The sequence below is a fragment of the Spiribacter salilacus genome (genome assembly GCF_009649225.1).
Classification (GTDB): domain Bacteria; phylum Pseudomonadota; class Gammaproteobacteria; order Nitrococcales; family Nitrococcaceae; genus Spiribacter; species Spiribacter salilacus.
This window is the reverse complement of record NZ_WJPP01000001.1, coordinates 342,264-364,348: the sequence shown is the minus strand read 5'-3', so window position 1 is coordinate 364,348 and position 22,085 is coordinate 342,264. Positions and strand designations below refer to the sequence as shown.

Below are 22,085 nucleotides of genomic sequence, written 5' to 3'. Positions count from 1 at the left end.
CTCTTTAAGTTTCTTCTGGAGTCAGGGCATCGATACTCAGTGCATGAATGCAATCATTGCGCATGGCATCGCCCATTGCTTGATAGATCAGCCGATGACGAGCGATTGGTGTGAGATCGGTAAAGTCGGGGCTCACCACACGCACATAAAAATGACCACCGCCGGCTTGGGCCCCCGCATGCCCGGCATGTAAGTGACTGTCGTCACGCACCAGCAGGTCGGTAATGTTAATAGCGGCCTCGATACGAGAGCGGATCATTTCCGATCGGTTCATGGCATGACTTTGCGGAATGGTTTAACGGTAACCGACGCATAAACCCCCGCCTTTGTGTACGGGTCATCGTCCGCCCAATCTTTTGCAGCCTGAAGCGAGTCAAACTCAGCCACAATTAAGCTGCCCGTAAAACCGGCGGGGCCAGGGTCCTCGTTTTCAATTGCGGGGAATGGCCCGGCGACTAACAGACGGCCCTCTGCTTTCAGAGCTTCTACCCGAGTCAGGTGGTCTGGCCGAGTTTTTTGCCGCAGCGGTAAGCTGTCAGGGTTGTCTGTACCAATGATGGCGTAATACATCGATTTACCTCAGGTTGCCATTAAACGCTACCATGTCTTTAAAATTGCACGCTGGAGGTGATATGACCCAATTTCTTGAAGTCCATCCTGAAAACCCTCAACGTCGTTTGGTTAGACGTGCGGTCGAGATTCTCCGTGATGGGGGCGTCATCGTCTACCCCGGATGTTCAACCTACGCACTCGGGTGTGCCATGGGAGATAAAGACGCCATCGACCGAATACGAGCGATTCGCCAGTTAGGAAATCGTCATAACTTTACGCTAGCTTGCCGTGACCTTTCAGAAATTGGAACCTACGCCCGGGTTGATAATTCAGCTTTTCGCCTGCTAAAGGCCCATACGCCGGGCCCCTTTACCTTCGTGCTTCGAGCCACGGCTGAGGTGCCGCGTCGGCTTCAGCATCCTCGCAAAAAGACGATTGCTATTCAGGTGCCGGAAAATCCAATTGCAATGATGCTATTGGAAGAGTGGGGTGAGCCCATGATGACCAGTACGCTGTTATTACCTGATGAAACGCTGCCTTTAACCGAACCATCCGATATGATGGACGCCCTTGGCGGGCGAGTTGATGCTGTGCTAGCGGGCGTGGCCGGTGGCCACGAGCCCAGTACCGTCGTTGATTTCTCGGAAGGTGCGCCGGTCGTGTTGCGTCACGGGGCTGGTGATGCGCAGTTTTTTGAGTCCTGAATTCTGATGCGGAGGATGTATTGAACAAGCCGATAAATCGTATGGACCGAGTGCTCTCTGGTATGCGGCCCACTGGGCGTTTGCACTTGGGGCACTATCATGGCGTTCTTCGCAACTGGGTGAAGCTTCAGGAAACGCATGATTGTTTTTTCTTTGTTGCTGATTGGCATGCGCTCACCACCGTCTATGAGGAGCGTGAGATCATTTCGCGCAATGTGTGGGATATGGTTGTGGACTGGCTGGCCTGCGGGGTGAACCCCAACTTATCGACCTTATTCATACAGTCACGAGTCATGGAGCATGCTGAGCTGCATTTGCTCTTATCGATGATTACGCCGCTGGGTTGGCTAGAGCGCGTGCCTACGTATAAGGATCAAATTCAGCAGTTGCGTGAGCGGGATCTCGCTACTTATGGGTTTTTAGGCTACCCCGTGCTGCAAAGTGCCGATATCTTGGTCTACGGCGCAAGTGGCGTGCCGGTTGGCGAAGATCAGGTCTCTCATGTGGAGTTAACGCGCGAGCTGGCCCGGCGGTTTAACTATTTATTTGGGCGGGAGCCCGATTTCGAGGCGCGGGCCGAAACCGCGATCGATAAGATGGGCAAAAAGGCGGCTCGACTCTATCGTGAGCTGCGGCGGCGTTATCAAGAAGCAGGTGATTTGGAGGCCTTGGCGGAGGGTCAAGCATTAATTGAAGATCAACACAATTTGACGATGGCAGATGCCGAGCGTCTGCAAGGGTACTTAGAAGGCGGTGGCCGCACCGTGCTGACCGAGCCTGAAGCGTTGTTGACGCCTGCTGCGCGAATGCCTGGCCTCGATGGACGAAAAATGTCCAAATCCTACGGCAATGCCATTTCATTGCGTGAAAGTGATGAGGCGATTGAGCAGAAGATTCGCACGATGCCGACAGATCCTGCAAGGGTCAGGCGGAGTGATCCTGGCGAGCCTGAAAAATGCCCGGTCTTCGATCTGCATCGTGTTTATTCGAGTGAGGACACTCAAGATTGGGTTCAACAAGGCTGCCGGTCGGCGGGCATTGGGTGCATTGACTGTAAGCGTCCACTCATTGAGGCCGTTCAAGCTGAGGTGGCGCCGATTCGTGAGCGTGCTGAGGCCCTTGAGGCAGACCCTGAGCAGGTGCGGCAGATTATTTCGAGTGGCTGTGAGCATGCACAAGAGGTTGCCCGTTCAACTATGCAGGAAGTTCGCTCGGCAATTGGCCTGAGTTATCGCTAACTAATGGATATTGATGTTATCGCACGGGTTCAGGGAGAGCCCTTTGCCAAACTACCGCGTGATTTATATATCCCGCCCGATGCCTTAGAGGTTTTTCTTGAGGCGTTTGAAGGGCCGCTAGATCTGTTGTTGTACCTGATTCGTCGGCAGAACCTCGATATTTTAGACATCCCGATTGCTGAAATCACACGCCAGTACATGGGCTATGTCGAATTAATGAAAGATCTACGCTTAGAGTTGGCGGCGGAGTATCTGGTGATGGCCGCGATGCTAGCCGAAATTAAGTCGCGCATGTTGCTGCCGCGACCACCCGCAGATTTAGATGATGAAGAGCGAGATCCGCGCGCAGAGTTAGTGCGCCGATTACAGGAGTACGAGCAATTTAAAGCGGCGGGTGATCAGCTTGATCAACTGCCTAGGCTCGCTCGAGATCTTTTTGTGGCTTCGGCTCAACTGCCGCCGCTCGATGTTCAGCGTCGTGAGCCGGATGTTTTGCTTGATGAGCTGTTGGCGGCGCTTGCAGAGAGCCTAGATCGGGTACAGATGTTCAGTCATCACCAAATACAACGCGAAGCCCTGTCAGTTCGTGAGCGCATGAGCGAGACGCTAGAGCGACTGCATAGTCAGCAGTTCTTACCGTTATCAGCATTGTTAAGACCCGAGGAAGGCCGAGCCGGCGTAGTCGTTACCTTTCTTGCTATCCTCGAGTTGTTAAAGGCCTCGTTAATTGAGTTAGTCCAAACTGAACCTTTTGCCCCCTTGCATGTGAGAGCAGAGCATTGAGCCAACCGAGTCTTGAGAACATTTTAGAAGCTGTGCTGCTTGCTGCCGGTGAAGCCCTTTCTATGGAGCAGCTGCAGGCGGTCTTTAGCGATGACGAACGCCCGAGTATCGCTGAGCTTGAGCGGGCTTTAGCGGCATTAGAATCTCAGCTCTCAGATCGGGGTGTATCACTTCAGCGGGTGGCGAGTGGTTATCGGTTACAAGTGCCCGAGTCTTTATCTCCGTGGGTCTCTCGGTTGTGGGAGGAAAAGCCTAGCCGCTACTCGCGAGCGATATTAGAGACACTGGCCATTATTGCGTATCGCCAGCCAGTCACACGGGGTGAGATAGAAGAAATTCGCGGTGTGGCGTTGAGCACTGGAATCATGCGTACCTTGCAAGAGCGAGGTTGGATTCGGGTGGCAGGGCATCGTGATGCACCGGGGCGCCCAGGCGTTTACGCCACAACCAGAGCTTTTCTTGATTACTTTAATCTTGCCAGTCTTGCTGATTTGCCGAGTCTTATCGAGCTTGGTGAGCCGGGTCCTGAACATCCAGAGCTGGACCTAGAACCACCGGAGGCGAATGATGGACGGTGAAAAAATTCAAAAAGTGCTGGCGCGAGCAGGATTAGGGTCACGCCGTGAGATGGAGCGTTATATCGAGGCAGGGCGTGTCAAGGTTGATGGCGTTGTCGCCACGCTTGGCGATCGGGTCAGCAATACGGCACGTTTGAGTGTTGATGGAAAAATGTTGGCTAAACAGGCTTTAGAGCCGGTGCATCGGCAGGTTGTGGCCTATCATAAACCGGTTGGTGAGCTTGTGACTCGGCATGACCCGGAGCAGCGGAAAACGGTCTTTACACGGTTGCCGAAGCTTGAAAATGGCCGCTGGATTGCGGTGGGAAGATTGGATATCAATACCTCCGGCTTGCTGTTGCTAACAACAGATGGAGAGCTCGCCAATCGGCTGATGCATCCCCGGTATCACTTAATTCGTGATTATGCGGTAAGGATCTATGGGCCCGTTGGGCCTGAAATGATCCAACGGCTGCAGACCGGTGTGGATTTGGAGGATGGGCGCGCGGCGTTCGAGTCAATTTTGCCGCTGGATGAAGGGCGAGCCGCTAATGGTTGGTACCGCGTTCGCCTGCGTGAAGGCCGAAATCGGCTCGTGCGCAGACTCTGGGAATCTCAAGGTGTACAGGTCAGTCGGTTGATGCGGGTTCAGTATGGCCCGGTGCCCATGCCCCCCGGGTTGCGTGAGGGGCAAGTGCATCGCTTAACGGGCGGTGAAATTCGGCATTTGCTGAATTTGGTAGGGATGGAAGCGCCACCCCGCCCACGCTCTCATCAGCGCTCATAAGTGCCGATTAACCGATTCATGCCAATGACATGCGGCTCAACCTGATCAAGAAATTGCCACAGCGATAACCCTGGCTCTAAGGTTAAGGCCTGATCTAGGGCAAGCACCCAGAAGTAGTAGTGGTGCAGACCATGGCCTTCAGGGGGCATCGGCCCTCCATACGCCTGCCGGCCAAAATCACTAATGCCGCTGGTCCAAGCTGTGTCAGCCTCATCCAGTCCACGGATATGACCGGGAATATTGTAATAAACCCAGTGAACAAACCCGTAGCTACCGGGGCTAACCAGTGGTGCATCCGGATCGTGGCAAAAAACAGCAAACCCTTGGGTGCCGTCCGGCACAGACTCCCATTGAAGCGGTGGAGCGATATCATCCCCATCACCGGTAAAGCGGGTGGGGATAGTTTGGTGCGGTTCAAAAGCGCTGCTTTTTACCTGAAGGTTTGATAGCGCGAATCCCATACTCTTCTTTTTGCTCCTGAATTCAAATTATTCGGTATTGGGTACCATTAACCACGGAGTGGCTTGGGTCAAGCAACTTGATAATCGCAGCGGCAACGCCATCCGTTGCTGGTACCTCACTTGCCATCTCGCCAGCATACGCCTGTCGGCGTAACGCTGTCCGCATTGGGCCGGGGTCAATGCTGCAGCTGGTGATCGGATTCGCGGTCGATGCTTCTGCCGCTAATGTGGCCATGAGGCCCTCAACCGCAAACTTGCTGACCCCGTAGGCGCCCATGGCTGCCTTGCCTTCACGGCCCGACGCATCCGAAATAAACGCGATTTTGCCCTGACTTTGCTGGAGTAACCGAAGGCAGCACTGGGTTAATAAAAAGGGCCCGTTCAGGTTGGTTTGTAGGGTGTGCAGCCATTGTTGCGGGTCTTGTAATGCAATCGGTGCCGTTTGCCCAAGCTCTGCGGCATTGTTGATGAGCCAATCAAGCCCACCCATTTGCGTTTCAACTCGCTCTGCTAGCTCCCAATAATCATCGGGTTGAGCACCGAGAAGATCTAGGGGGTAGAGGGCTGGCTCGACGCCGCCCGCTTCTTTAATTTGGTCAAAAGCTTTTTCTAGGCCGGGTAGATTCTTATCGAGCAGGATGACGGTAGCGCCCTCCGCAGCGGCACGTTGAGCCAGCGTAAGGCCCAATCCAGCAGCCGCGCCCGTGATTAGAATGCGCTGCCCGTTAAGCCTGCTTTCGATGGGGGCGTCGTCTGGCTGTTTGGGAATATCTTCAATCATGATGCTGGTCCTGACGGTGAAGCGGCAACACGGTGCGGCCAATTGGCCGTTTTCCATGCCATCCATAATTTACGTAAAGGGGTTAGGTGATGCTGACGCGACAACACGGGGATGCCGTCTTGTTCAATACGCAGCAAAAGCTCACGATAGAGCACGGCTAGAATGAGCCCATAGCGCAGCGGTTGGCGCTCTTGTGGTTGTAGCTGAGTGATGGCGCTATCTAAAAACTGACGCGCCCGACGCGCTTGCTGAGCGAGAACAGATTGGGTGACTTCCGCTTCTGGCTCGCTGAGTATTTGCTCAGTCGTAACGCCTCGAATTGATAGTTCATCGGCCGGGATGTAGCACCGGCCAGCAATCAGGTCGCGGCGTAGGTGGCGTAGCATGCGGGTTAACTCAAGTCCGATCGAAAGATCGTGCGCGAAAGCCGCCGCCTCAGTGCCTGTTGAACCGCCCATTCGCCATGTCAGTTCAGCAATGCTTCCACCGGCTCGATGACAGTATAAGGTGAGCTCCCGAAGCGTGGGGTAACTGCCATATTCTAGATCCATCCGTGCCGCCTCGATCAGCTCGTTAAGCCCGTCAAGCGGCAATGCATGCTGATCAATGGAGGGCGCCAATGCCTGGGTAACCGGATGCCGTGGGTTGCCTTCTGCTAACCGCTGTAGTTCTTCTTGCCACCAGGTCAGTTTGACTGCACCAATGCCGGCATCACTGACTTCACGGGGCACTTCTAAGATTTCTGCCCTTAATGCCGCTAAGGCGGCAAGGCCCTGACGCTGATCTTGGGGGGCGAAGAGCAGTGCATAGTGCAGGCTAGAGCCCTCGGGCGCTGCCTTATTACGACAGTAAGTTTCAGGATCCATGTAGCCAGCGCAGCGTCTCAGTTGGATGATAAATCAGGCCATCCGCGCCCCAATTTTCAGGATGATCATCGCCACAGACATAGCCATACAGCGCTGCCAGTGTCAGGGTGCCCGCGCGACGACCGGCCTGAATGTCTCGTTCCGCATCGCCAACGATCACACAGTCTTTGGGTTGCATTTTTAGTCTTCTACAACCTTCAAGCACCTGAAATGGGTGGGGTTTGCGAAGTGCCGTATCTTCACCGGTAATGACGCAGGCCGGGCGTTCATCGTAGCCCAGCGCAGCAATTAATGGGCGGGTTAGCCAGCCGGGTTTGTTAGTCACAATACCCCACAGCACACCATTGTTCTCTAGGGCTTCGAGCAGCGTTTCCATGCCTTCATAAGGGCGTGTTCGTTCACTGACGCGTTCATGATAAAGCGCTAAAAATCGTTCTCGAAGGGGTTCAAATTTTGGATGGTTGGGTCGTAGGTTAAAACCACGCGCAATCATCGGAACGCTGCCGTGGCCAACGGCGTTGGCAAATTCGCTTGCGGGAAGCGGCAACAGATCTTGTTCATGGCGTAGGGCATTTAGCGCATCAACCAGGTCGGGGCCGGTATCAAAAAGCGTGCCATCAAGGTCAAGCAGTACTGCGCGGGCAAGGGGGCGTACTGGCATTAGGCACCCGCCTTTTTGTAAACGCACAGATAGTTGACCTCGACGCCGTCGCCCAACGTGTATTGACGCGTCAGTGGGTGGTAATGCAACCCAGTTATATCGAGCAGTTGTAGTTCTGCGGTTCGTGCCCATCGATCGAGTTCTGCCGGGGTGATAAATGCGGAGTGATCGTGCGTACCCCGTGGCAATAGTTTCAATAAATATTCTGCCCCAACGATTGCATGCATCCAGGCCTTAGGTGTGCGGTTTAGGGTAGAAAAGAAGAGCTTGCCGCCCGGTTTGACGAGCTGTCCGCAGGCTTGAACAATTGCGGCGGGATTGGGCACGTGCTCGAGCATTTCGAGGCAGGTCACGATATCCCACTGAGCGGGTGCCTCTTCAGCTAAAGCCTCTGCTGCAATGCATTGATAGTTAATCTGATGGTTGTGCTCGCTGGCATGTTGTTGAGCCGCCGCAAGGCTATCTTCGGCCAGGTCAATGCCGGTAACCTTAGCCCCTTCTTCGGCCATGGCCTCGGCTAAAAGACCACCACCACACCCTACGTCAAGCACTGCTTTGCCTTGCAAGGTGCCGCAGTGCTGTTTGATATATTCCAGTCTGAGTGGATTAATGGCGTGTAATGGTGCAAACGGACCTTCAGGGTCCCACCAAGCGTCTGCATGGGCATCAAATTGGGCGATTTCAGCGGAGTCTACGTTAGGCCGTTTCATCGTTTTTGAAGTTTATCACGCCACTCAGTTGCTCGCGCCAAAATTGCTGTCTGATCTAAGGTCGTCGCCGCACGCTCATTGAGGACATGTGCGCCGTTAATCCATACATGCTTTATTTGCTGGCGGCTTGCTGCATACACAACCTGAGAGGGCACTTGGTGTAGTGGTGTGGATTCGGGTTGGGTTAGGTCTAGGCTAATCAGATCGGCTGCTTTGCCAACTTTTAAACTACCGATCTCATGATCGCGACCCAGTGCCTTGGCACCGCCTAGGGTTGCTATTTCAATGGCCTGCCACGCTGGTAATGCGGCAGCATTGCCGCTAACCCCCTTTGCAATGAGCGCGGCGGTGCGCATCTCACTCAGAAGATCAAGGTCATTATTGCTGGCTGCGCCGTCTGTACCGAGCGCCAGGTGTACACCTCGATCCGCTAAATCGGCAACGGGGCAAAAGCCGCTAGCGAGTTTCATATTGGCTTCAGGACAATGGATGACATGGGCTCCGGTTGCGGCAAGTCGATCGCGTTCTCGCTCTGAGAGTTGAGTCATGTGCACAGCTAGCAGGTTAGAGTTGATAAGGCCAAGCGCATCTAATCGCATTAATGGCCGATCGCCCTGCGTGGTTAGGTGCCGTTCTACTTCCGCTGCCGTTTCATGAACATGGATGTGAAACCGCCGATTCAGTGCCTCCGCAATTTCTGCGGCGCGCACTAGATTTTTTTCGCTCACCGTATAAGGCGCATGGGGCGCCATGGTGGTGTCAATTAATGGGTGCCCGGCCCATTGGCTATGCAAGGCCTGACCCTTTGCCAAATACTCTTCGGGTCCATTGGCATAAGCCGTTGGGAAATCAATTAAAATCATACCCACGCTAGCGCGAACCCCCGCCTTGGCAGCCGCATTGGCCGTTGCTTCGGGAAAGAAATACATATCGTTGAAGCAGGTGATTCCGCCGCGCAGCATTTCTAAGATAGCCAACTCACTGCCAGCGTGCACAAACGCTTCGCCCACATGGGCCTGCTCGGCAGGCCAAATATGCTCGGTGAGCCATGTCATTAACGGGAGGTCGTCTGCAAACCCTCGTAAAAGCGTCATCGCCGCATGTGTATGTGCGTTGATTAATCCGGGCAATACCACCTGTCCGGGTAGGTGGTGTTCAGCCTTTGCTGTATAGGTTTGAGCCATCTCAGATGGGGGCGCGATGGCTAGAATTTGGCCCTGATGGATTGCCAGTGAGTGGTCCTCGAGCACCGTTTGAGCTGGCTCGACAGGGATAATCCACTCGGGGTGAATAATGAGATCCACTTCATCCATTCCCGTAGTGTGCGACAATTCGCGTTTAATCCAAAGCTCAGTATCAGGAGAAAGTGATGAAGCATGTTTCCATTGGTCTTGCGTTGGCCGCCAGCCTGAGTGCTGGGGTGGCTGGTGCGGAGTCGGGCAATCCGCAGGTCGTGTTTGAAACGAGCGCCGGTGATGTGCATATCGAGCTGTTTGCCGAGGCGGCACCCATCACGGTTGAAAACTTTTTGGAATATGTGGATGCCGGATTTTATGACGGTACGATTTTCCACCGCGTGATTCCTGGGTTTGTGATTCAGGGTGGTGGATTTACTCCTGACATGGTTCAAAAGCCTACTAATCCGCCGATTGTGAATGAGGCAGATAATGGTTTAAAAAATGAGCGGGGCACGCTGTCTATGGCAAGAACGCAGGTGCGTGATAGTGCAACCACCCAATTTTTTGTAAACCTAGCTGCAAATGCTTTCTTGGATCACGGAGAGCGTGATTTTGGTTACGCGGTGTTCGGCCGAGTTGTTGAAGGCATGGAAGTAATTGATGAAATTGCGGCTGGCGAAACGGCGCGCCGAGGCGGTATGGCCGATGTGCCGGTTGAGCCGGTGGTAGTCACGCGCGCACAACGCGTCGTGCTATAATCGCAAAATGAGTGTTGCTAAGGAAATCCTCCCGGTTAACCTAGAGGACGAAATGCGTCAGTCCTATTTGGACTACGCAATGAGCGTCATTGTTGGCCGTGCTTTACCAGATGTTCGAGACGGCTTAAAGCCGGTGCATCGACGTGTGTTGCATGCCATGCGTGAGCTTGGCAACGATTGGAATAAGCCCTATAAAAAATCCGCTCGTGTGGTGGGTGATGTTATCGGTAAGTACCATCCGCATGGTGATTCTGCCGTTTACGACACCATTGTGCGCATGGCGCAGGATTTTTCGATGCGTTATCCGTTGGTAGACGGCCAAGGCAACTTTGGATCGATTGATGGCGATAACGCAGCGGCAATGCGCTATACCGAAGTCCGTATGTCACGTATCGCCCATGAGCTGCTGGCAGATATCGATAAAGAAACGGTCGATTTTGCCGATAACTATGATGGTTCAGAAACAGAACCACAGGTGCTACCGGCACGGGTACCCAACTTTTTGGTGAATGGTGGCGCGGGCATTGCCGTGGGCATGGCCACCAATGTGCCGCCGCATAACTTGCGCGAAGTGGTAAATGCGTGTGTTGCGCTAATTGATGATGATTCTCTGGATATCGAAGCGTTAATGCAGTTTATCCCAGGCCCTGATTTGCCCACGCGCGGCATTATCAATGGGGTTGAAGGCATACGAGAGGCTTATCGAACCGGCCGCGGCCGCATGGTCATGCGCGCGCGATGCCATTTTGAAGAAAATGAGCGTACGGGCCGGGCCAGTATTGTGGTAGATGAGCTGCCTTATCAGGTCAACAAGGCTCGTTTGCTTGAAAAAATTGCCGATTTGGTCAAAGAAAAGCGCCTTGAGGGCATCACTGAGCTGCGCGATGAGTCGGATAAAGACGGCATACGCGTTGTGATTGAGCTGCGGCACGGTGACGTGCCAGAAGTGATTCTCAATAACCTTTATCAGCACACCCAGCTTGAGACCGTATTTGGAATCAACATGGTGGCGCTGCATGAAGGGCAACCTAAGCAGCACAACTTAAAAGATATTCTTGAAGCGTTTATCGGCCACCGGCGTGAAGTGGTCACGCGGCGTACGGTTTATGAGTTACGCCGTGCGCGCGATCGGGCACACGTGCTTGAGGGCCTTGCGGTCGCTTTAGCGAATATTGATGAAGTCATTGCGCTGATTAAGTCTTCCCCCACTGCTGCAGATGCCAAAGCCGCGTTAGTCGAGAAAGTTTGGGCACCCGGTGTGGTAAGCGACATGCTCTCCCGAGCGGGTGCTGAGGCATCACGTCCAGAGCATATCGATGCGCAAATGGGATTGGTTGATGGCGGGTACCGATTAACCGAAACGCAGGCGCAGGCTATTTTAGACCTACGCCTGCACCGTCTGACCGGTTTAGAGCAAGATCGTATTGTTGAAGAGTATCGAGAGATTCTCGATGCCATTCAGGAGCTGCTGGCCATTTTGGGTAGTAGTGAGCGGTTGATGGAAGTCATTCGTGAAGAGCTTATTGATGTGCGGGATCGCTATGGAGATGATCGGCGTTCAGAAATTCTCGAGCATCGGCTTGATCTCACCATCGAAGATCTCATTAAACCGCAAGATGTGGTGGTAACGCTCTCACATAACGGCTATGCAAAAATTCAGCCGCTCGATGATTACCAAGCTCAGCGGCGCGGCGGCAAAGGCAAATCTGCCACGCGGATACGTAACGAAGACTTTATCGATAAGCTGTGGGTAGCCAATACGCATGACACGCTGTTGTGCTTCTCTAGCCGCGGCAAAGTCTATTGGCTGAAAGTTTATGAATTGCCGCAGGGCAGTCGTGGTGCACAAGGTAAGCCGATTGTTAATCTGCTGCCTCTTGAAGAAAACGAGCGCATTAACGCGGTGCTGCCCGTCAGCGAGTTTTCGGGAGATCACTACGTCTTTATGGCAACCCGGCGCGGCACAGTTAAAAAGACGCCTTTGTCTCATTTCTCACGGCCTCGGTCGACGGGCATTATCGCCGTTAACCTAGGCGATGAAGATGGGCTTGTGAATGTTGGCATTACCAACGGGCAATCCGAGATCATGATGCTGACCAATGCCGGTAAGGCGTTGCGATTCAACGAATCGGCCGTTCGCCCGATGGGCCGTACGGCAGCAGGCGTGCGCGGTGTGCGTCTAACGGCAGACCAAGCAGTCATACAATGCCTGATTTTGACCGAAGGCCATGTGCTTACCGTTACCGAAAACGGGTTTGGTAAATGTACAGCCGTGTCAGACTATCCACTGCGTGGCCGTGGCGGAATGGGCGTTATCGGCATACAAACCTCAGACCGCAACGGACCTGTGGTAGGCGCTGTCCAAGTGGCAGAAGATGACGAAATTATGCTGATCACCAATGGCGGCACGCTCGTGCGCACGAGGGCGGCAGAAATTTCGGTGCTGGGGCGCAATACACAAGGCGTCAAGCTGATCAGCCTCGGCAAAGGTGAAAAATTAGTCGGTTTGGCGCGTATAGAAGCGCTGGAAGAGGGCGCAGAAGACCTCGAAGACGAGGAATAATCCCTCGTCTTTCCTTTCGGATTTCGTAAAAAGTTGTTAAGCGGAGATCGCAATGGCGCGTATTTTTAATTTTAGTGCCGGCCCAGCGATGTTGCCGGAGTCGGTGTTATCTCAAGCGGCAGAAGAAATGCTCGACTGGCAGGGCACTGGCATGTCGGTGATGGAGATGAGTCACCGGGGTAAAGCTTTTGTTGAGATTGCAGCCAGGGCAGAGCAGGACCTACGGGATCTGTTGCAAGTACCTGCTGGATACAAGGTGTTATTCCTGCAGGGCGGTGCCACAGGACAGTTTTCGGCTATTCCTAAAAACCTGATAGGTGATAAGCGTAGCGCGGATTACATCAATACGGGCAGTTGGTCGAAAAAGGCGATTGCTGAGGCTAAGCAAACGATTGGTGTGAACGTGGTCGCGCAAAGCGATAACAAAGACTTGCTGGGTATTCCGGCTGAGTCCATCTGGCAGTGTGATCCTGAAGCGGCCTATTTTCACTACTGCGCAAATGAAACCATTACCGGTGTGGAGTTTCCAACCATACCGTCGGTGGAGCACGCGCCATTGGTCTGTGATATGTCGTCCACCTTTTTGTCACGTCCCATCGATGTGTCGCGCTTTGGGCTAATTTATGCAGGTGCTCAAAAGAACTTTGGCCCTGCCGGTTTGGTGGTGGTGATTGTTCGAGAAGATCTGCTGGATCGCGCCCAACCAGACACCCCTTCGGTGTGGCATTACAAAGCGCAGGCAGAGGCCGATTCGATGTTAAATACGCCAGCAACCTATAGCTGGTATATCGCCGGGTTGGTTTTTCAGTGGCTCAAGGCCCAAGGCGGGTTAGCAGCTGTTGGCGAGCGTAATGAGCGAAAAGCGAAGCGGCTTTACAACGCGATTGATAGCTCGTCGTTCTATCATAACCCAGTAGAACCAAGCGCTAGATCTTGGATGAATGTGCCATTTGTTTTGGCCAACTCAGATTTGGATAAAACATTTCTTGATGAAGCGGCTGCCGCTGGTTTGCATACCCTAAAAGGGCATCGCTCGGTAGGTGGAATGCGCGCAAGTATCTACAACGCAATGCCTGAGGCGGGTGTTGAAGCGTTAGTTGATTTCATGCAGACATTTGAAAAGCAGCACGGCTAAGGATAACGATGTATAAAATTCGGACTTTCAATAATATCTCCGCTAAGGGGCTAGATCGCCTACCCCGAGATCGCTTTGAGGTTTCTTCGGAAATTGCCGCACCTGATGCGGTATTACTGCGCTCAGAAAAGTTGCATGAATGGCCGATTCCTGACTCCCTTAAAGCAGTGGGTCGGGCCGGTGCGGGCGTCAATAATGTGCCTGTAGATGCCATGAGCGCACGCGGTATTCCGGTATTTAACGCGCCTGGCGCAAACGCTAATGCCGTTAAAGAACTGGTTATTGCCGGTATTTTTTTGGCGGCAAGAAACATTTGCGAAGCATGGGCGTTTTCAGAGGCGCTCACAGGCGATGATGCCAGCTTGAATCAACAGGCAGAGGCTGAGAAAAAGCGCTTCACGGGGTTTGAGCTGCCCGGGCGTACCTTGGGCATTATTGGCTTGGGCGCAATTGGCGTGAATGTTGCTAATGCGGCGTGTGCTTTGGGTATGCGGGTTATTGGCTACGATCCAAAAATTACTGTGCGCAGTGCATGGCAGCTCGAGGCAGGCGTTCGCCGGGCACATAGTGTAGACGAGGTTTTTGCCGCAGCGGATGTGCTAACTCTGCATATCCCTGAGACTGACGATACTCGTGGGCTGGTGAATGCGGGGCGCTTAGCGGCTGCCAAAGAGGGGCTTGTGCTGTTGAACTTTGCGCGGGCCGGCATTGTTGATCAGGCTGCCGTTGTTCAGTCTTTGGAAAATGGGCGGTTGGCTCGGTATATCTGTGATTTTCCTGCAGAAATATTTAAAAATAATTCCAAAGTCATTTGTTTGCCGCATATTGGCGCCTCCACAAACGAGGCACAAGAAAATTGCGCCATTATGGCGGCTGAGCAGGTCAAAGATTACCTTGAAACCGGCAATATAATTAACGCGGTAAACTTCCCCGAACTCATTTTGCCGCGTAATGGCAGTGGCGACCGATTAACAGTTGCGAATGCCAACGTGCCAAATATGCTGGGCCAGATTTCCACCTCGTTAGCGGAGGCAAACTTAAACATTGCGGATATGTTTAATAAATCGCTGGGTGATTTAGCCTATAGTGTGGTTGACGTCGATGGTCATGTACCATCGGATATCGTGGCTAAATTAAAATCCACGGAGGGTGTCTTGGCCGTCCGGGTGATCGAATAAACGCGGAGGGCAGGGCCGTTGAGCGAAGAGTCTCTTAGTGCTATCCGGGCGCGGATTGATGAAATTGATGATCAATTACTTGGGCTAGTCAATGAGCGCGCACAAGCCGCTATGGAAGTGGCAAGGATAAAGCGCGAAAGTGGGGAGCCCGGCGATTTTTATCGACCAGCCAGAGAGGCGGAAATTCTGCGGCGTCTGCGTGATGCCAACACCGGCCCGCTGGGCACCGACGAGGTCATTCGCCTTTTCCGTGAGGTGATGTCGGCCTGTTTGGCGCTGCAACGGCCTTTGCGCGTGGCATTTTTAGGCCCTGAAGGCACGTTTACCCAAGAAGCAGCCTTAAAGCATTTTGGGCATTCCATTCGCAGTCAGCCGTTAGATGGCATTGATGCGGTCTTTCGTGAAGTGGAATCCAATAGTGCCGAATATGGCGTAGTGCCTGTTGAAAATTCAACCGAGGGTATGGTCACTCATACGCTTGATCGACTGCTTTCCTCCCCATTACAAATTGTGGGCGAAGTGGAATTACCCATCGTTCAAAACTTAGTTACAAAAGCCGAGCGCTTGGCTGATATTGAGCGTGTGTACTCCCATCAACAAGGATTAGCCCAGTGCCGGTTGTGGCTTGAGACGCATCTGCCAAATGCCGAGCGTATTGCCGTAGCCAGTACCGCTGAAGCAGCCCGCATGGCGGGAGAGGACAAATCGGCAGGAGCGATTGCTTCGACCTCGGCAGCCGATCGATATGCGCTGCCAATATTGCATGCCTCGGTGCAGGATGGCGCAGCCAACAGCACGCGATTCTTGGTGCTGGGGCGCGAATCACCACAGTCCACCGGAGAAGATAAAACCTCGCTGGTGATTGCGCGAGACAATCAACCGGGTGGTTTAGCCGGGTTGCTGGCTCCGTTGGCACGCTATGGATTGAACATGACGCGGCTGGAATCGCGTCCCTCGCCGGAAGGCATGTGGGAGTATGTGTTTTTTATCGATCTTGAGGGGCACGCCGAAGATATTGCCATCAAACGTGCTTTGACTGAGATGCAGCAGTTAGCCAGTCTTTTAAAGGTACTGGGCTCTTATCCTCGGTCAGTGAGCTAACACCACGATGGCAAAGACTTGGAATGCAGAGTCGTTGGCGATGCCGAGCGTGGCGCGCTTAAGCCCCTATCAGCCCGGCCGGCTCAGCGAGTCGGGCATGATTATGCTGGCGTCCAATGAGAACCCAAGAGGCCCTAGTCCGGCTGCCCTTGAAGCGGCAAAACAAGCCGCAACCACGTTGCATCGCTATCCAGATGGCAGTGCATCGCACCTACGCGCTCTATTAGCGGGGCAACTAGAGGTTGCCGAAGATCAGTTAACGTTTGGTAATGGATCAAACGATATCCTCGATCTCATTGCGCGCGTGTTTTTGGGGCCGGGTCGCACGGCTGTTTTCTCAGAGCACGCCTTTGCGGTGTATCCCATCGCAACTCAATCAGCGGGTGGTACTGCCAAAGTGGTAGCGGCAAAGGATTATGGCCACGATCTACCCGCAATGGCAGCGGCAACCGAAGATCGCGCGGTTAATGTCGTGTTTGTGGCAAATCCGAATAACCCGACCGGGCATTGGCTTAGCCAAGAAGCGATAGAAAACTTCCTAGACGCGGTGCCATCGCGGGTGATCGTTGTGATTGATGAGGCGTACTTTGAATACGCCGAAAGCCAAGCGGACTATGCCAGCGCAATGCCGTTATTAGCGCGGTATCCTAACTTGGTCATTACGCGGAGCTTTTCAAAATTTCATGGGCTGGCAGCTTTGCGTTTAGGTTACGCGGTTTCCCACCCTGAGGTGGCCAACTTAATGAATCGGGTGCGCCACCCGTTTAATGTCAATGCCATTGCCCAGGCCGCCGCGGTGGCGAGTTTGCAGGATGATGCTTACCTTAAGGCCTGTGTTGCTGAGAATGCGGATCAGCGTGAACGGCTTGCAACGCGGTTTGCCGCGCTTGGCTCGGTGACGATGCCCTCAGCGGCTAACTTTCTCTGTGTGCATATGGGTGATGCAACTGCAGCTAATGAATGGTTGTTAAGTCACAGAATTGCTGTGCGTCCAATCGCCAATTATGGGTTGCCAGAGTGGCTGCGCATTACCATTGGTACGCCCGAAGAAAATGAGGCATTGCTGGTTGCCCTGGAGCGGTGGCAATGAACTTAGCAGAATGTCGGGTTGGCCTGGTTGGCGTAGGGTTAATTGCCGGCTCCCTTGGGTTAGTGTTGCGTCAACACGCCGCGGTGAGCGAAGTGGTGGGTTTTGGGCGGTCTGCTGAGCCCCTTAGTCGCGCCGTGGCACGGGGAGCGATTGATCGGTATTCCCTAGATGCGCATGAGGCATTAAGCGAGGTTGATATTGTGGTGCTCGGTGTGCCTCTGGGTGTGGTTAAGCCGGTGCTAGAGCAGATTGGCCCCGCATTAAAGCGCGATGTGGTGTTGAGTGACGTCGGCAGTGCCAAGCAATGCGTTGTCAATGATGTTCAGGCGGTTTTCGGCCAATTACCCAAAGGGTTTGTGCCTGCGCATCCGATTGCAGGTACAGAACACAGTGGCATTGATGCGGCATTCCCCGAGCTATTTGTGGGACGTCGCGTCATATTAACGCCGACCTCAGAATCAGATTCAAATGCCGTTGATTTAGTGACGGCGTTGTGGGAGGCCGCCGGCGCCGAGGTGGTTTGTATGCCCGTGCATAAGCACGACCGAATGTTGGCAATGACTTCGCATCTGCCTCATCTGCTAGCGTTTGGTTTGGTTGATATGTTGGCGGGAGCGGCTGACCATGACGAGACGCTGCGGTATGCGGCTGGAGGTTTTCGTGATTTTACTCGCATTGCCTCGAGCGACCCCGTGATGTGGCGAGATATTTGCCTTGGTAATCGTGAAGCCGTGGTGGAGGCGCTTGCTGCTTATCGGGATGATCTCGAAAAGCTCACGGCGCTGGTGGCCGCCGGAGACGGCAGCGGCATTGAGGCCGTTTTTAAAAGCGCCAAGCGAACGCGAGATGCACATTTGCATTGGTTTGAGCGCTAGCACAGGGGCCTTTAAATAGCATGTCTGGATCAATAGAACGGCGGTTTTGTATTCAACCTGGTGGTCAACTCACAGGCCACCTGCGGGTGCCCGGTGACAAGTCAATTTCCCACCGTGCCGTGCTGTTGGGTGCCATCGCCCAAGGCGTTACTGAGGTTGAAGGCTTTTTAGAGGGCGACGATGCACTGGCCACCTTGGCAGCAATGCGTCAGCTTGGTGTGCCTATCGAGCGCCCAAGTGAGGGGGCTTTGCGGATTGATGGCGTTGGCTTGAAGGGGCTGCAGGCGCCACCGGGTCCGCTGGATCTGGGTAACTCTGGTACCTCGATGCGTTTATTTGCGGGTTTATTGGCCGGGCAGTCTTTTGCCAGCGAGTTGATTGGGGATGGCTCGTTAATGCGTCGGCCGATGCGGCGGGTTACCGACCCCTTGGGGCTGATGGGTGCCAGTATTGCGACGACTAATGAGGGAACCGCTCCGCTGCGCATTTCGCCGGTTAAAGGTTTAAAAGGTATTGACTACGAGATGCCCGTGGCCAGTGCTCAGGTGAAGTCTGCCTTGTTGCTTGCAGGCTTATATGCCGAGGGAATAACCCGTATTCATGAGCCGGCGATTACTCGGGATCATACAGAGCAGATGCTCAGCGCGTTGGGGTGTCCGGTGAGCCAGCAAGGCGGATGGATTGAGGTGAAAGGACCGGTAACGCTGACAAGCACGCGTATACAGGTACCGGCTGACATTTCGTCGGCAGCCTTTTTTTTGGTTGGCGCCAGTATTGCACCAAACTCAACAGTGGTGCTTGAGGGAGTTGGATTAAACCCTTCAAGAATCGGTGTCATTGAGATTCTTCAGCGCATGGGCGCAGATATCGTTATTGACCCCGATCCGGTGGGTGAGGGAGAGCCAACGGGGCAGTTGACTGTGCGACATGCGCCGTTGCGGGGAATCGAAATTCCGGTAGAGCTGGTGCCTTTGGCAATCGATGAATTCCCGGCGCTTTTTGTTGCTGCTGCGTGTGCCGAGGGCGAAACGGTGTTGCGTGGGGCTGAGGAGCTCCGCGTAAAAGAGAGCGACCGAATTGCCGTTATGGCAAACGGGCTAAGCGCTTTGGGCATTGATGTCGAACCGCAAGCAGATGGTATTCGCATCACAGGCGGTCGTTTTAGTGGGGGGCGGGTTCACGCTAGAGGCGATCATCGTATCGCCATGTCCTTTGCAATGGCAGGCTTAGTGGCCTCAGGGCCGGTCGATATTGATGGCTGCGCAGAGGTTGATACGTCCTTCCCTGGGTTTGTTGAGTTAGCGCGTGGAGCCGGGTTGGAAATTGAAGTGATTGAGGAGCAATCATGACAACGGCAACGGCAGCCCCGGTTGTGACGATTGATGGGCCCGGCGGGGCAGGTAAAGGCACAGTCGCGCAAGCTGTGGCGGCGCGCCTGGGTTGGCATTTTTTAGATAGTGGTGCGATTTATCGATTATTAGCATTAAGCGCGCAGCGCGCAGGGCTTGATGCAGGCCAAGTGGAGTCGCTCGTGTCTGTGGCGCAGGCCATGAAAATCGAATTTCCTGCCACTGGAGCGCAGGCAGGACAGGTACTTTTGGATGGTGAAGATGTCTCCGAGGCAATCCGTAGCGAGGATTGTGGCCAATTTGCCTCAGAGCTCGCTACTCAAGGCTTGATTCGTCATGCCTTATTAGAGCGGCAGCGCCAGTTTCGCCAGCCACCAGGGCTGGTGGCCGATGGGCGAGATATGGGCACCGTTGTGTTCGCAGATGCCCCATTGAAGTTTTTCCTGACTGCCAGCGTGGAAGAGCGAGCCCGTCGGCGGCATAAGCAGTTGATGCAAAAAGGGATCAGTGCTAATCTCGCCGACCTTTTAGAGGAATTGAAAGCGCGTGATGCGCGCGATTCAAAACGAACAGTGGCGCCATTAGTGCCCGCTGAAGATGCAACCATCGTCGATACCACCGATTTATCGGCCGACGCGGTTATAGAAAAGGTGTTAAAGGCAGCAACAGGCTGCGTTTGATGAAATTTACTCAACCAACCGATCGCCCTGCGGTCCGGGATTTTATTACCTCATGAGCGAAAGCTTTGCAGAACTCTTTGAACAGAGCCTTGCGCAAACCGATATGCGCCCCGGCTCAATCGTTACCGCCCAAATTGTTGCCATCGACGGCGACAATGTCCTTGTTAATGCGGGTCTTAAATCTGAAGCGGTTATTCCGCTTGAGCAATTTATGGACGAGCAGGGCAATGTAGAGGCGAATGTTGGCGATGAAATAGAAGTTGCCCTTGATGCCGTGGAAGATGGCTCGGGTGAAACTCGTCTATCACGCGAAAAAGCCAAGCGCGCCAGCGCATGGCGCGTCTTAGAGGCCGCCTACGAAGGTGCTGAAACTGTTAATGGTCAAATTAGCGGCAAGGTGAAAGGCGGGTTTACGGTGGATCTGGGGCATATCAGAGCCTTCCTGCCGGGTTCATTGGTTGATATTCGACCGGTTCGCGATACAACCTACCTTGAGGGTAAAGATTTAGAGTTCAAGGTAATCAAACTGGATGCACGCCGAAACAACGTCGTTGTCTCGCGTCGGGCAGTCGTTGAGGAAGAGTACTCCGCAGAACGCGAAGCGTTGCTAGAGAAGTTGCAGGAAGGCCAGATGCTCACGGGCATCGTTAAGAACCTGACTGACTATGGCGCGTTTGTGGATCTTGGCGGTATCGACGGGCTTCTCCACATCACCGATATGGCATGGCGGCGCGTTAAGCATCCGTCTGAAGTCGTTAATGTGGGTGAGGAAGTCGAGGTTAAGGTTCTTAAGTTTGACCGCGAGCGTAACCGCGTGTCATTGGGCCTCAAGCAGTTAGGCGAGGATCCATGGGAAGCAATCGCACGGCGTTACCCAGAGGGTGCACGTACGGTGGGTCGGGTCACGAATATCACTGACTATGGCTCCTTCGTGGAAATTGAAGAGGGCGTAGAGGGCCTTGTCCATGTATCTGAAATGGACTGGACCAATAAAAACGTGAACCCCGCCAAGGTTGTATCCATTGGTGATGAAGTTGAAGTCATGATTCTTGACATCGACGAAGAGCGGCGTCGGATCTCACTGGGCATGAAGCAGTGCCAGCCCAATCCATGGGATGAGTTTGCTGCGCAGTACAATAAAGGCGACCGGGTGGTTGGTGCGATTAAATCCATCACCGACTTCGGTATCTTTGTTGGGCTTGAGGGCGGAATTGACGGCTTGGTTCACCTTTCCGATCTGTCTTGGAGTGACGGCGGTGAAGAGTCTATCCGCGAATTCCAGAAAGGCGAAGAGGTTGAAGCCGTGGTGCTCTCGGTTGATCCCGAGCGTGAACGCATTAGCCTAGGTGTGAAGCAGTTGGCGCAAGATCCTGTTTCTAACTGGGTTGCGGAAAACCCGAAAGGCACTATTGTTACTTGTACAGCACAAGAAGTAGATGCGAAGGGTGTTGTGGTTGAGCTTGCTGAAGAAGTGCAGGGCTACATTCGTGCGGCTGATCTTGCTCGAGATCGGGTTGAAGATGCTCGCACTGTGGTTAAAGAGGGCGATACCATTGAGGCCAAGTTTGTGGCAGTTGATCGGCGTAATCGTATGATTAGCTTGTCGGTTCGGGCGAAAGACCAGCAGGATGAGCGCGAAGTCATGGAAGATTACGGCAATACAGGGTCAGCAGGTACAACGGCCCTCGGAGACCTCCTTAAGGAACAGATGGCCGATCGGGATCAGCAGGACTGATCCTGCTTTGCCAAGCCAAACGGATAATCGGGAATGACCAAATCAGAATTGATTGAGTTAATCGCGGGAAAGCAAGACCATCTAGCCCAAAGAGATGTTGAGCTTGCCGTGAAGGCTTTGGTTGAGCAGATGAGTGAGGCGCTCTCCACCGGAGAGCGCATTGAGATCAGAGGCTTTGGTAGCTTTTCTTTGCATCACCGCCCTCCAAGAATTGGGCGGAACCCCAAGACCGGCGAGCCGGTGGCGCTGCCCGGAAAGCATGTGCCGCACTTTAAGCCGGGCAAAGAGATGCGTGAGCGCGTTAATGACAGTCAAGCCCAAAGCGATAAGGGGCGCTGATTAA

24 protein-coding genes are annotated in these 22,085 nt (G+C 53.8%); 16 read left to right on the top strand and 8 right to left on the bottom strand.

The features are described from left to right. Nucleotides 1-4 precede the first annotated feature (4 nt). Both GH984_RS01860 and GH984_RS01855 read right to left on the bottom strand, forming a co-directional pair. Nucleotides 5-274, bottom strand: a complete 270-nt coding sequence (locus GH984_RS01860; RefSeq protein ID WP_153718504.1) for a BolA family protein — start codon at nucleotides 272-274, stop codon at nucleotides 5-7. Next, complete coding sequence (locus GH984_RS01855) at nucleotides 271-570, bottom strand: YciI family protein (RefSeq protein ID WP_153718503.1); 300 nt, start codon at nucleotides 568-570, stop codon at nucleotides 271-273. The genes GH984_RS01860 and GH984_RS01855 overlap by 4 nt, the downstream gene beginning before the upstream one ends. A gap of 62 nt (nucleotides 571-632) precedes the next feature. On the opposite strand from GH984_RS01855, the gene GH984_RS01850 reads away from it, so the two are divergent. Genes GH984_RS01850 through rluB form a run of 5 tightly spaced genes read left to right on the top strand, consistent with a single transcriptional unit; the run spans nucleotide 633 to nucleotide 4,621 of the window. Next, on the top strand, nucleotides 633-1,256 hold the full coding sequence (locus GH984_RS01850) for an L-threonylcarbamoyladenylate synthase (protein ID WP_153718502.1): 624 nt from the start codon (nucleotides 633-635) through the stop codon (nucleotides 1,254-1,256). 41 nt (nucleotides 1,257-1,297) lie between these two features. Then, a complete protein-coding gene (locus GH984_RS01845) occupies nucleotides 1,298-2,494 on the top strand; it encodes a tryptophan--tRNA ligase (protein ID WP_153718758.1) in 1,197 nt (398 codons plus the stop codon). Between the two features lie 3 nt (nucleotides 2,495-2,497). Next, entirely contained in the window at nucleotides 2,498-3,277 is a 780-nt protein-coding gene (locus GH984_RS01840) for a segregation and condensation protein A (RefSeq protein WP_153718501.1), read from the top strand. Continuing rightward, entirely contained in the window at nucleotides 3,274-3,855 is a 582-nt protein-coding gene (scpB, locus tag GH984_RS01835; protein WP_153718500.1) for an SMC-Scp complex subunit ScpB, read from the top strand. The genes GH984_RS01840 and scpB overlap by 4 nt, the downstream gene beginning before the upstream one ends. Next, nucleotides 3,845-4,621 (top strand): 23S rRNA pseudouridine(2605) synthase RluB, encoded by a 777-nt coding sequence (gene rluB, locus GH984_RS01830; RefSeq protein WP_153718499.1) that lies wholly within the window; start codon nucleotides 3,845-3,847, stop codon nucleotides 4,619-4,621. Before scpB ends, rluB begins: the two co-directional genes overlap by 11 nt. Here the strand turns inward: rluB and GH984_RS01825 are convergent. Genes GH984_RS01825 through GH984_RS01800 form a run of 6 tightly spaced genes read right to left on the bottom strand, consistent with a single transcriptional unit; the run spans nucleotide 4,609 to nucleotide 9,413 of the window. After that, nucleotides 4,609-5,082 (bottom strand): YbhB/YbcL family Raf kinase inhibitor-like protein, encoded by a 474-nt coding sequence (locus GH984_RS01825; RefSeq protein WP_153718498.1) that lies wholly within the window; start codon nucleotides 5,080-5,082, stop codon nucleotides 4,609-4,611. The two genes, rluB and GH984_RS01825, sit on opposite strands and share 13 nt — an antisense overlap. 22 nt (nucleotides 5,083-5,104) lie before the next feature. Then, nucleotides 5,105-5,863 (bottom strand): SDR family NAD(P)-dependent oxidoreductase, encoded by a 759-nt coding sequence (locus GH984_RS01820; protein ID WP_153718497.1) that lies wholly within the window; start codon nucleotides 5,861-5,863, stop codon nucleotides 5,105-5,107. Further along, nucleotides 5,860-6,729 (bottom strand): squalene/phytoene synthase family protein, encoded by an 870-nt coding sequence (locus GH984_RS01815; RefSeq protein ID WP_153718496.1) that lies wholly within the window; start codon nucleotides 6,727-6,729, stop codon nucleotides 5,860-5,862. Before GH984_RS01815 ends, GH984_RS01820 begins: the two co-directional genes overlap by 4 nt. Then, nucleotides 6,719-7,390 carry an HAD family hydrolase gene (locus GH984_RS01810; protein ID WP_153718495.1) on the bottom strand — a complete coding sequence of 224 codons (672 nt, stop codon included), beginning with the start codon at nucleotides 7,388-7,390 and terminating at the stop codon, nucleotides 6,719-6,721. Before GH984_RS01810 ends, GH984_RS01815 begins: the two co-directional genes overlap by 11 nt. Further along, a complete protein-coding gene (ubiG, locus tag GH984_RS01805) occupies nucleotides 7,390-8,100 on the bottom strand; it encodes a bifunctional 2-polyprenyl-6-hydroxyphenol methylase/3-demethylubiquinol 3-O-methyltransferase UbiG (RefSeq protein ID WP_153718494.1) in 711 nt (236 codons plus the stop codon). The genes GH984_RS01810 and ubiG overlap by 1 nt, the downstream gene beginning before the upstream one ends. Further along, on the bottom strand, nucleotides 8,097-9,413 hold the full coding sequence (locus tag GH984_RS01800) for a TRZ/ATZ family hydrolase (protein WP_153718493.1): 1,317 nt from the start codon (nucleotides 9,411-9,413) through the stop codon (nucleotides 8,097-8,099). The genes ubiG and GH984_RS01800 overlap by 4 nt, the downstream gene beginning before the upstream one ends. Before the next feature lie 56 nt (nucleotides 9,414-9,469). Here GH984_RS01800 and GH984_RS01795 point away from each other — a divergent pair, with 56 nt between their 5' ends. The 11 genes from GH984_RS01795 to GH984_RS01745 are packed head-to-tail and all read left to right on the top strand — an operon-like array spanning nucleotide 9,470 to nucleotide 22,081. After that, on the top strand, nucleotides 9,470-10,036 hold the full coding sequence (locus GH984_RS01795; RefSeq protein WP_153718492.1) for a peptidylprolyl isomerase: 567 nt from the start codon (nucleotides 9,470-9,472) through the stop codon (nucleotides 10,034-10,036). Between the two features lie 7 nt (nucleotides 10,037-10,043). Further along, nucleotides 10,044-12,599 carry a DNA gyrase subunit A gene (gyrA, locus tag GH984_RS01790; RefSeq protein ID WP_153718491.1) on the top strand — a complete coding sequence of 852 codons (2,556 nt, stop codon included), beginning with the start codon at nucleotides 10,044-10,046 and terminating at the stop codon, nucleotides 12,597-12,599. A 52-nt stretch (nucleotides 12,600-12,651) separates the two neighbouring features. Further along, complete coding sequence (gene serC / locus GH984_RS01785) at nucleotides 12,652-13,734, top strand: 3-phosphoserine/phosphohydroxythreonine transaminase (RefSeq protein ID WP_153718490.1); 1,083 nt, start codon at nucleotides 12,652-12,654, stop codon at nucleotides 13,732-13,734. A gap of 8 nt (nucleotides 13,735-13,742) precedes the next feature. Further along, the gene (locus GH984_RS01780) at nucleotides 13,743-14,912 is read left to right on the top strand and encodes a phosphoglycerate dehydrogenase (RefSeq protein ID WP_153718489.1); all 1,170 of its coding nucleotides are present in this window, start codon (nucleotides 13,743-13,745) and stop codon (nucleotides 14,910-14,912) included. A gap of 18 nt (nucleotides 14,913-14,930) precedes the next feature. After that, on the top strand, nucleotides 14,931-16,013 hold the full coding sequence (pheA, locus tag GH984_RS01775) for a prephenate dehydratase (protein ID WP_153718488.1): 1,083 nt from the start codon (nucleotides 14,931-14,933) through the stop codon (nucleotides 16,011-16,013). 7 nt (nucleotides 16,014-16,020) lie between these two features. Continuing rightward, nucleotides 16,021-17,103 carry a histidinol-phosphate transaminase gene (hisC, locus tag GH984_RS01770; RefSeq protein WP_153718487.1) on the top strand — a complete coding sequence of 361 codons (1,083 nt, stop codon included), beginning with the start codon at nucleotides 16,021-16,023 and terminating at the stop codon, nucleotides 17,101-17,103. Continuing rightward, nucleotides 17,100-17,978 carry a prephenate dehydrogenase gene (locus GH984_RS01765; protein WP_153718486.1) on the top strand — a complete coding sequence of 293 codons (879 nt, stop codon included), beginning with the start codon at nucleotides 17,100-17,102 and terminating at the stop codon, nucleotides 17,976-17,978. Before hisC ends, GH984_RS01765 begins: the two co-directional genes overlap by 4 nt. A gap of 20 nt (nucleotides 17,979-17,998) precedes the next feature. After that, complete coding sequence (aroA, locus tag GH984_RS01760; protein ID WP_153718485.1) at nucleotides 17,999-19,327, top strand: 3-phosphoshikimate 1-carboxyvinyltransferase; 1,329 nt, start codon at nucleotides 17,999-18,001, stop codon at nucleotides 19,325-19,327. After that, nucleotides 19,324-20,007, top strand: coding sequence for a (d)CMP kinase (gene cmk, locus GH984_RS01755; protein ID WP_153718484.1), 684 nt, complete (start codon nucleotides 19,324-19,326; stop codon nucleotides 20,005-20,007). The genes aroA and cmk overlap by 4 nt, the downstream gene beginning before the upstream one ends. Nucleotides 20,008-20,059: 52 nt before the next feature. Continuing rightward, nucleotides 20,060-21,742, top strand: a complete 1,683-nt coding sequence (gene rpsA, locus GH984_RS01750; RefSeq protein ID WP_153718483.1) for a 30S ribosomal protein S1 — start codon at nucleotides 20,060-20,062, stop codon at nucleotides 21,740-21,742. Nucleotides 21,743-21,775: 33 nt separating this feature from the next. Further along, nucleotides 21,776-22,081 carry an integration host factor subunit beta gene (locus tag GH984_RS01745; protein ID WP_153718482.1) on the top strand — a complete coding sequence of 102 codons (306 nt, stop codon included), beginning with the start codon at nucleotides 21,776-21,778 and terminating at the stop codon, nucleotides 22,079-22,081. Nucleotides 22,082-22,085 lie beyond the last annotated feature (4 nt).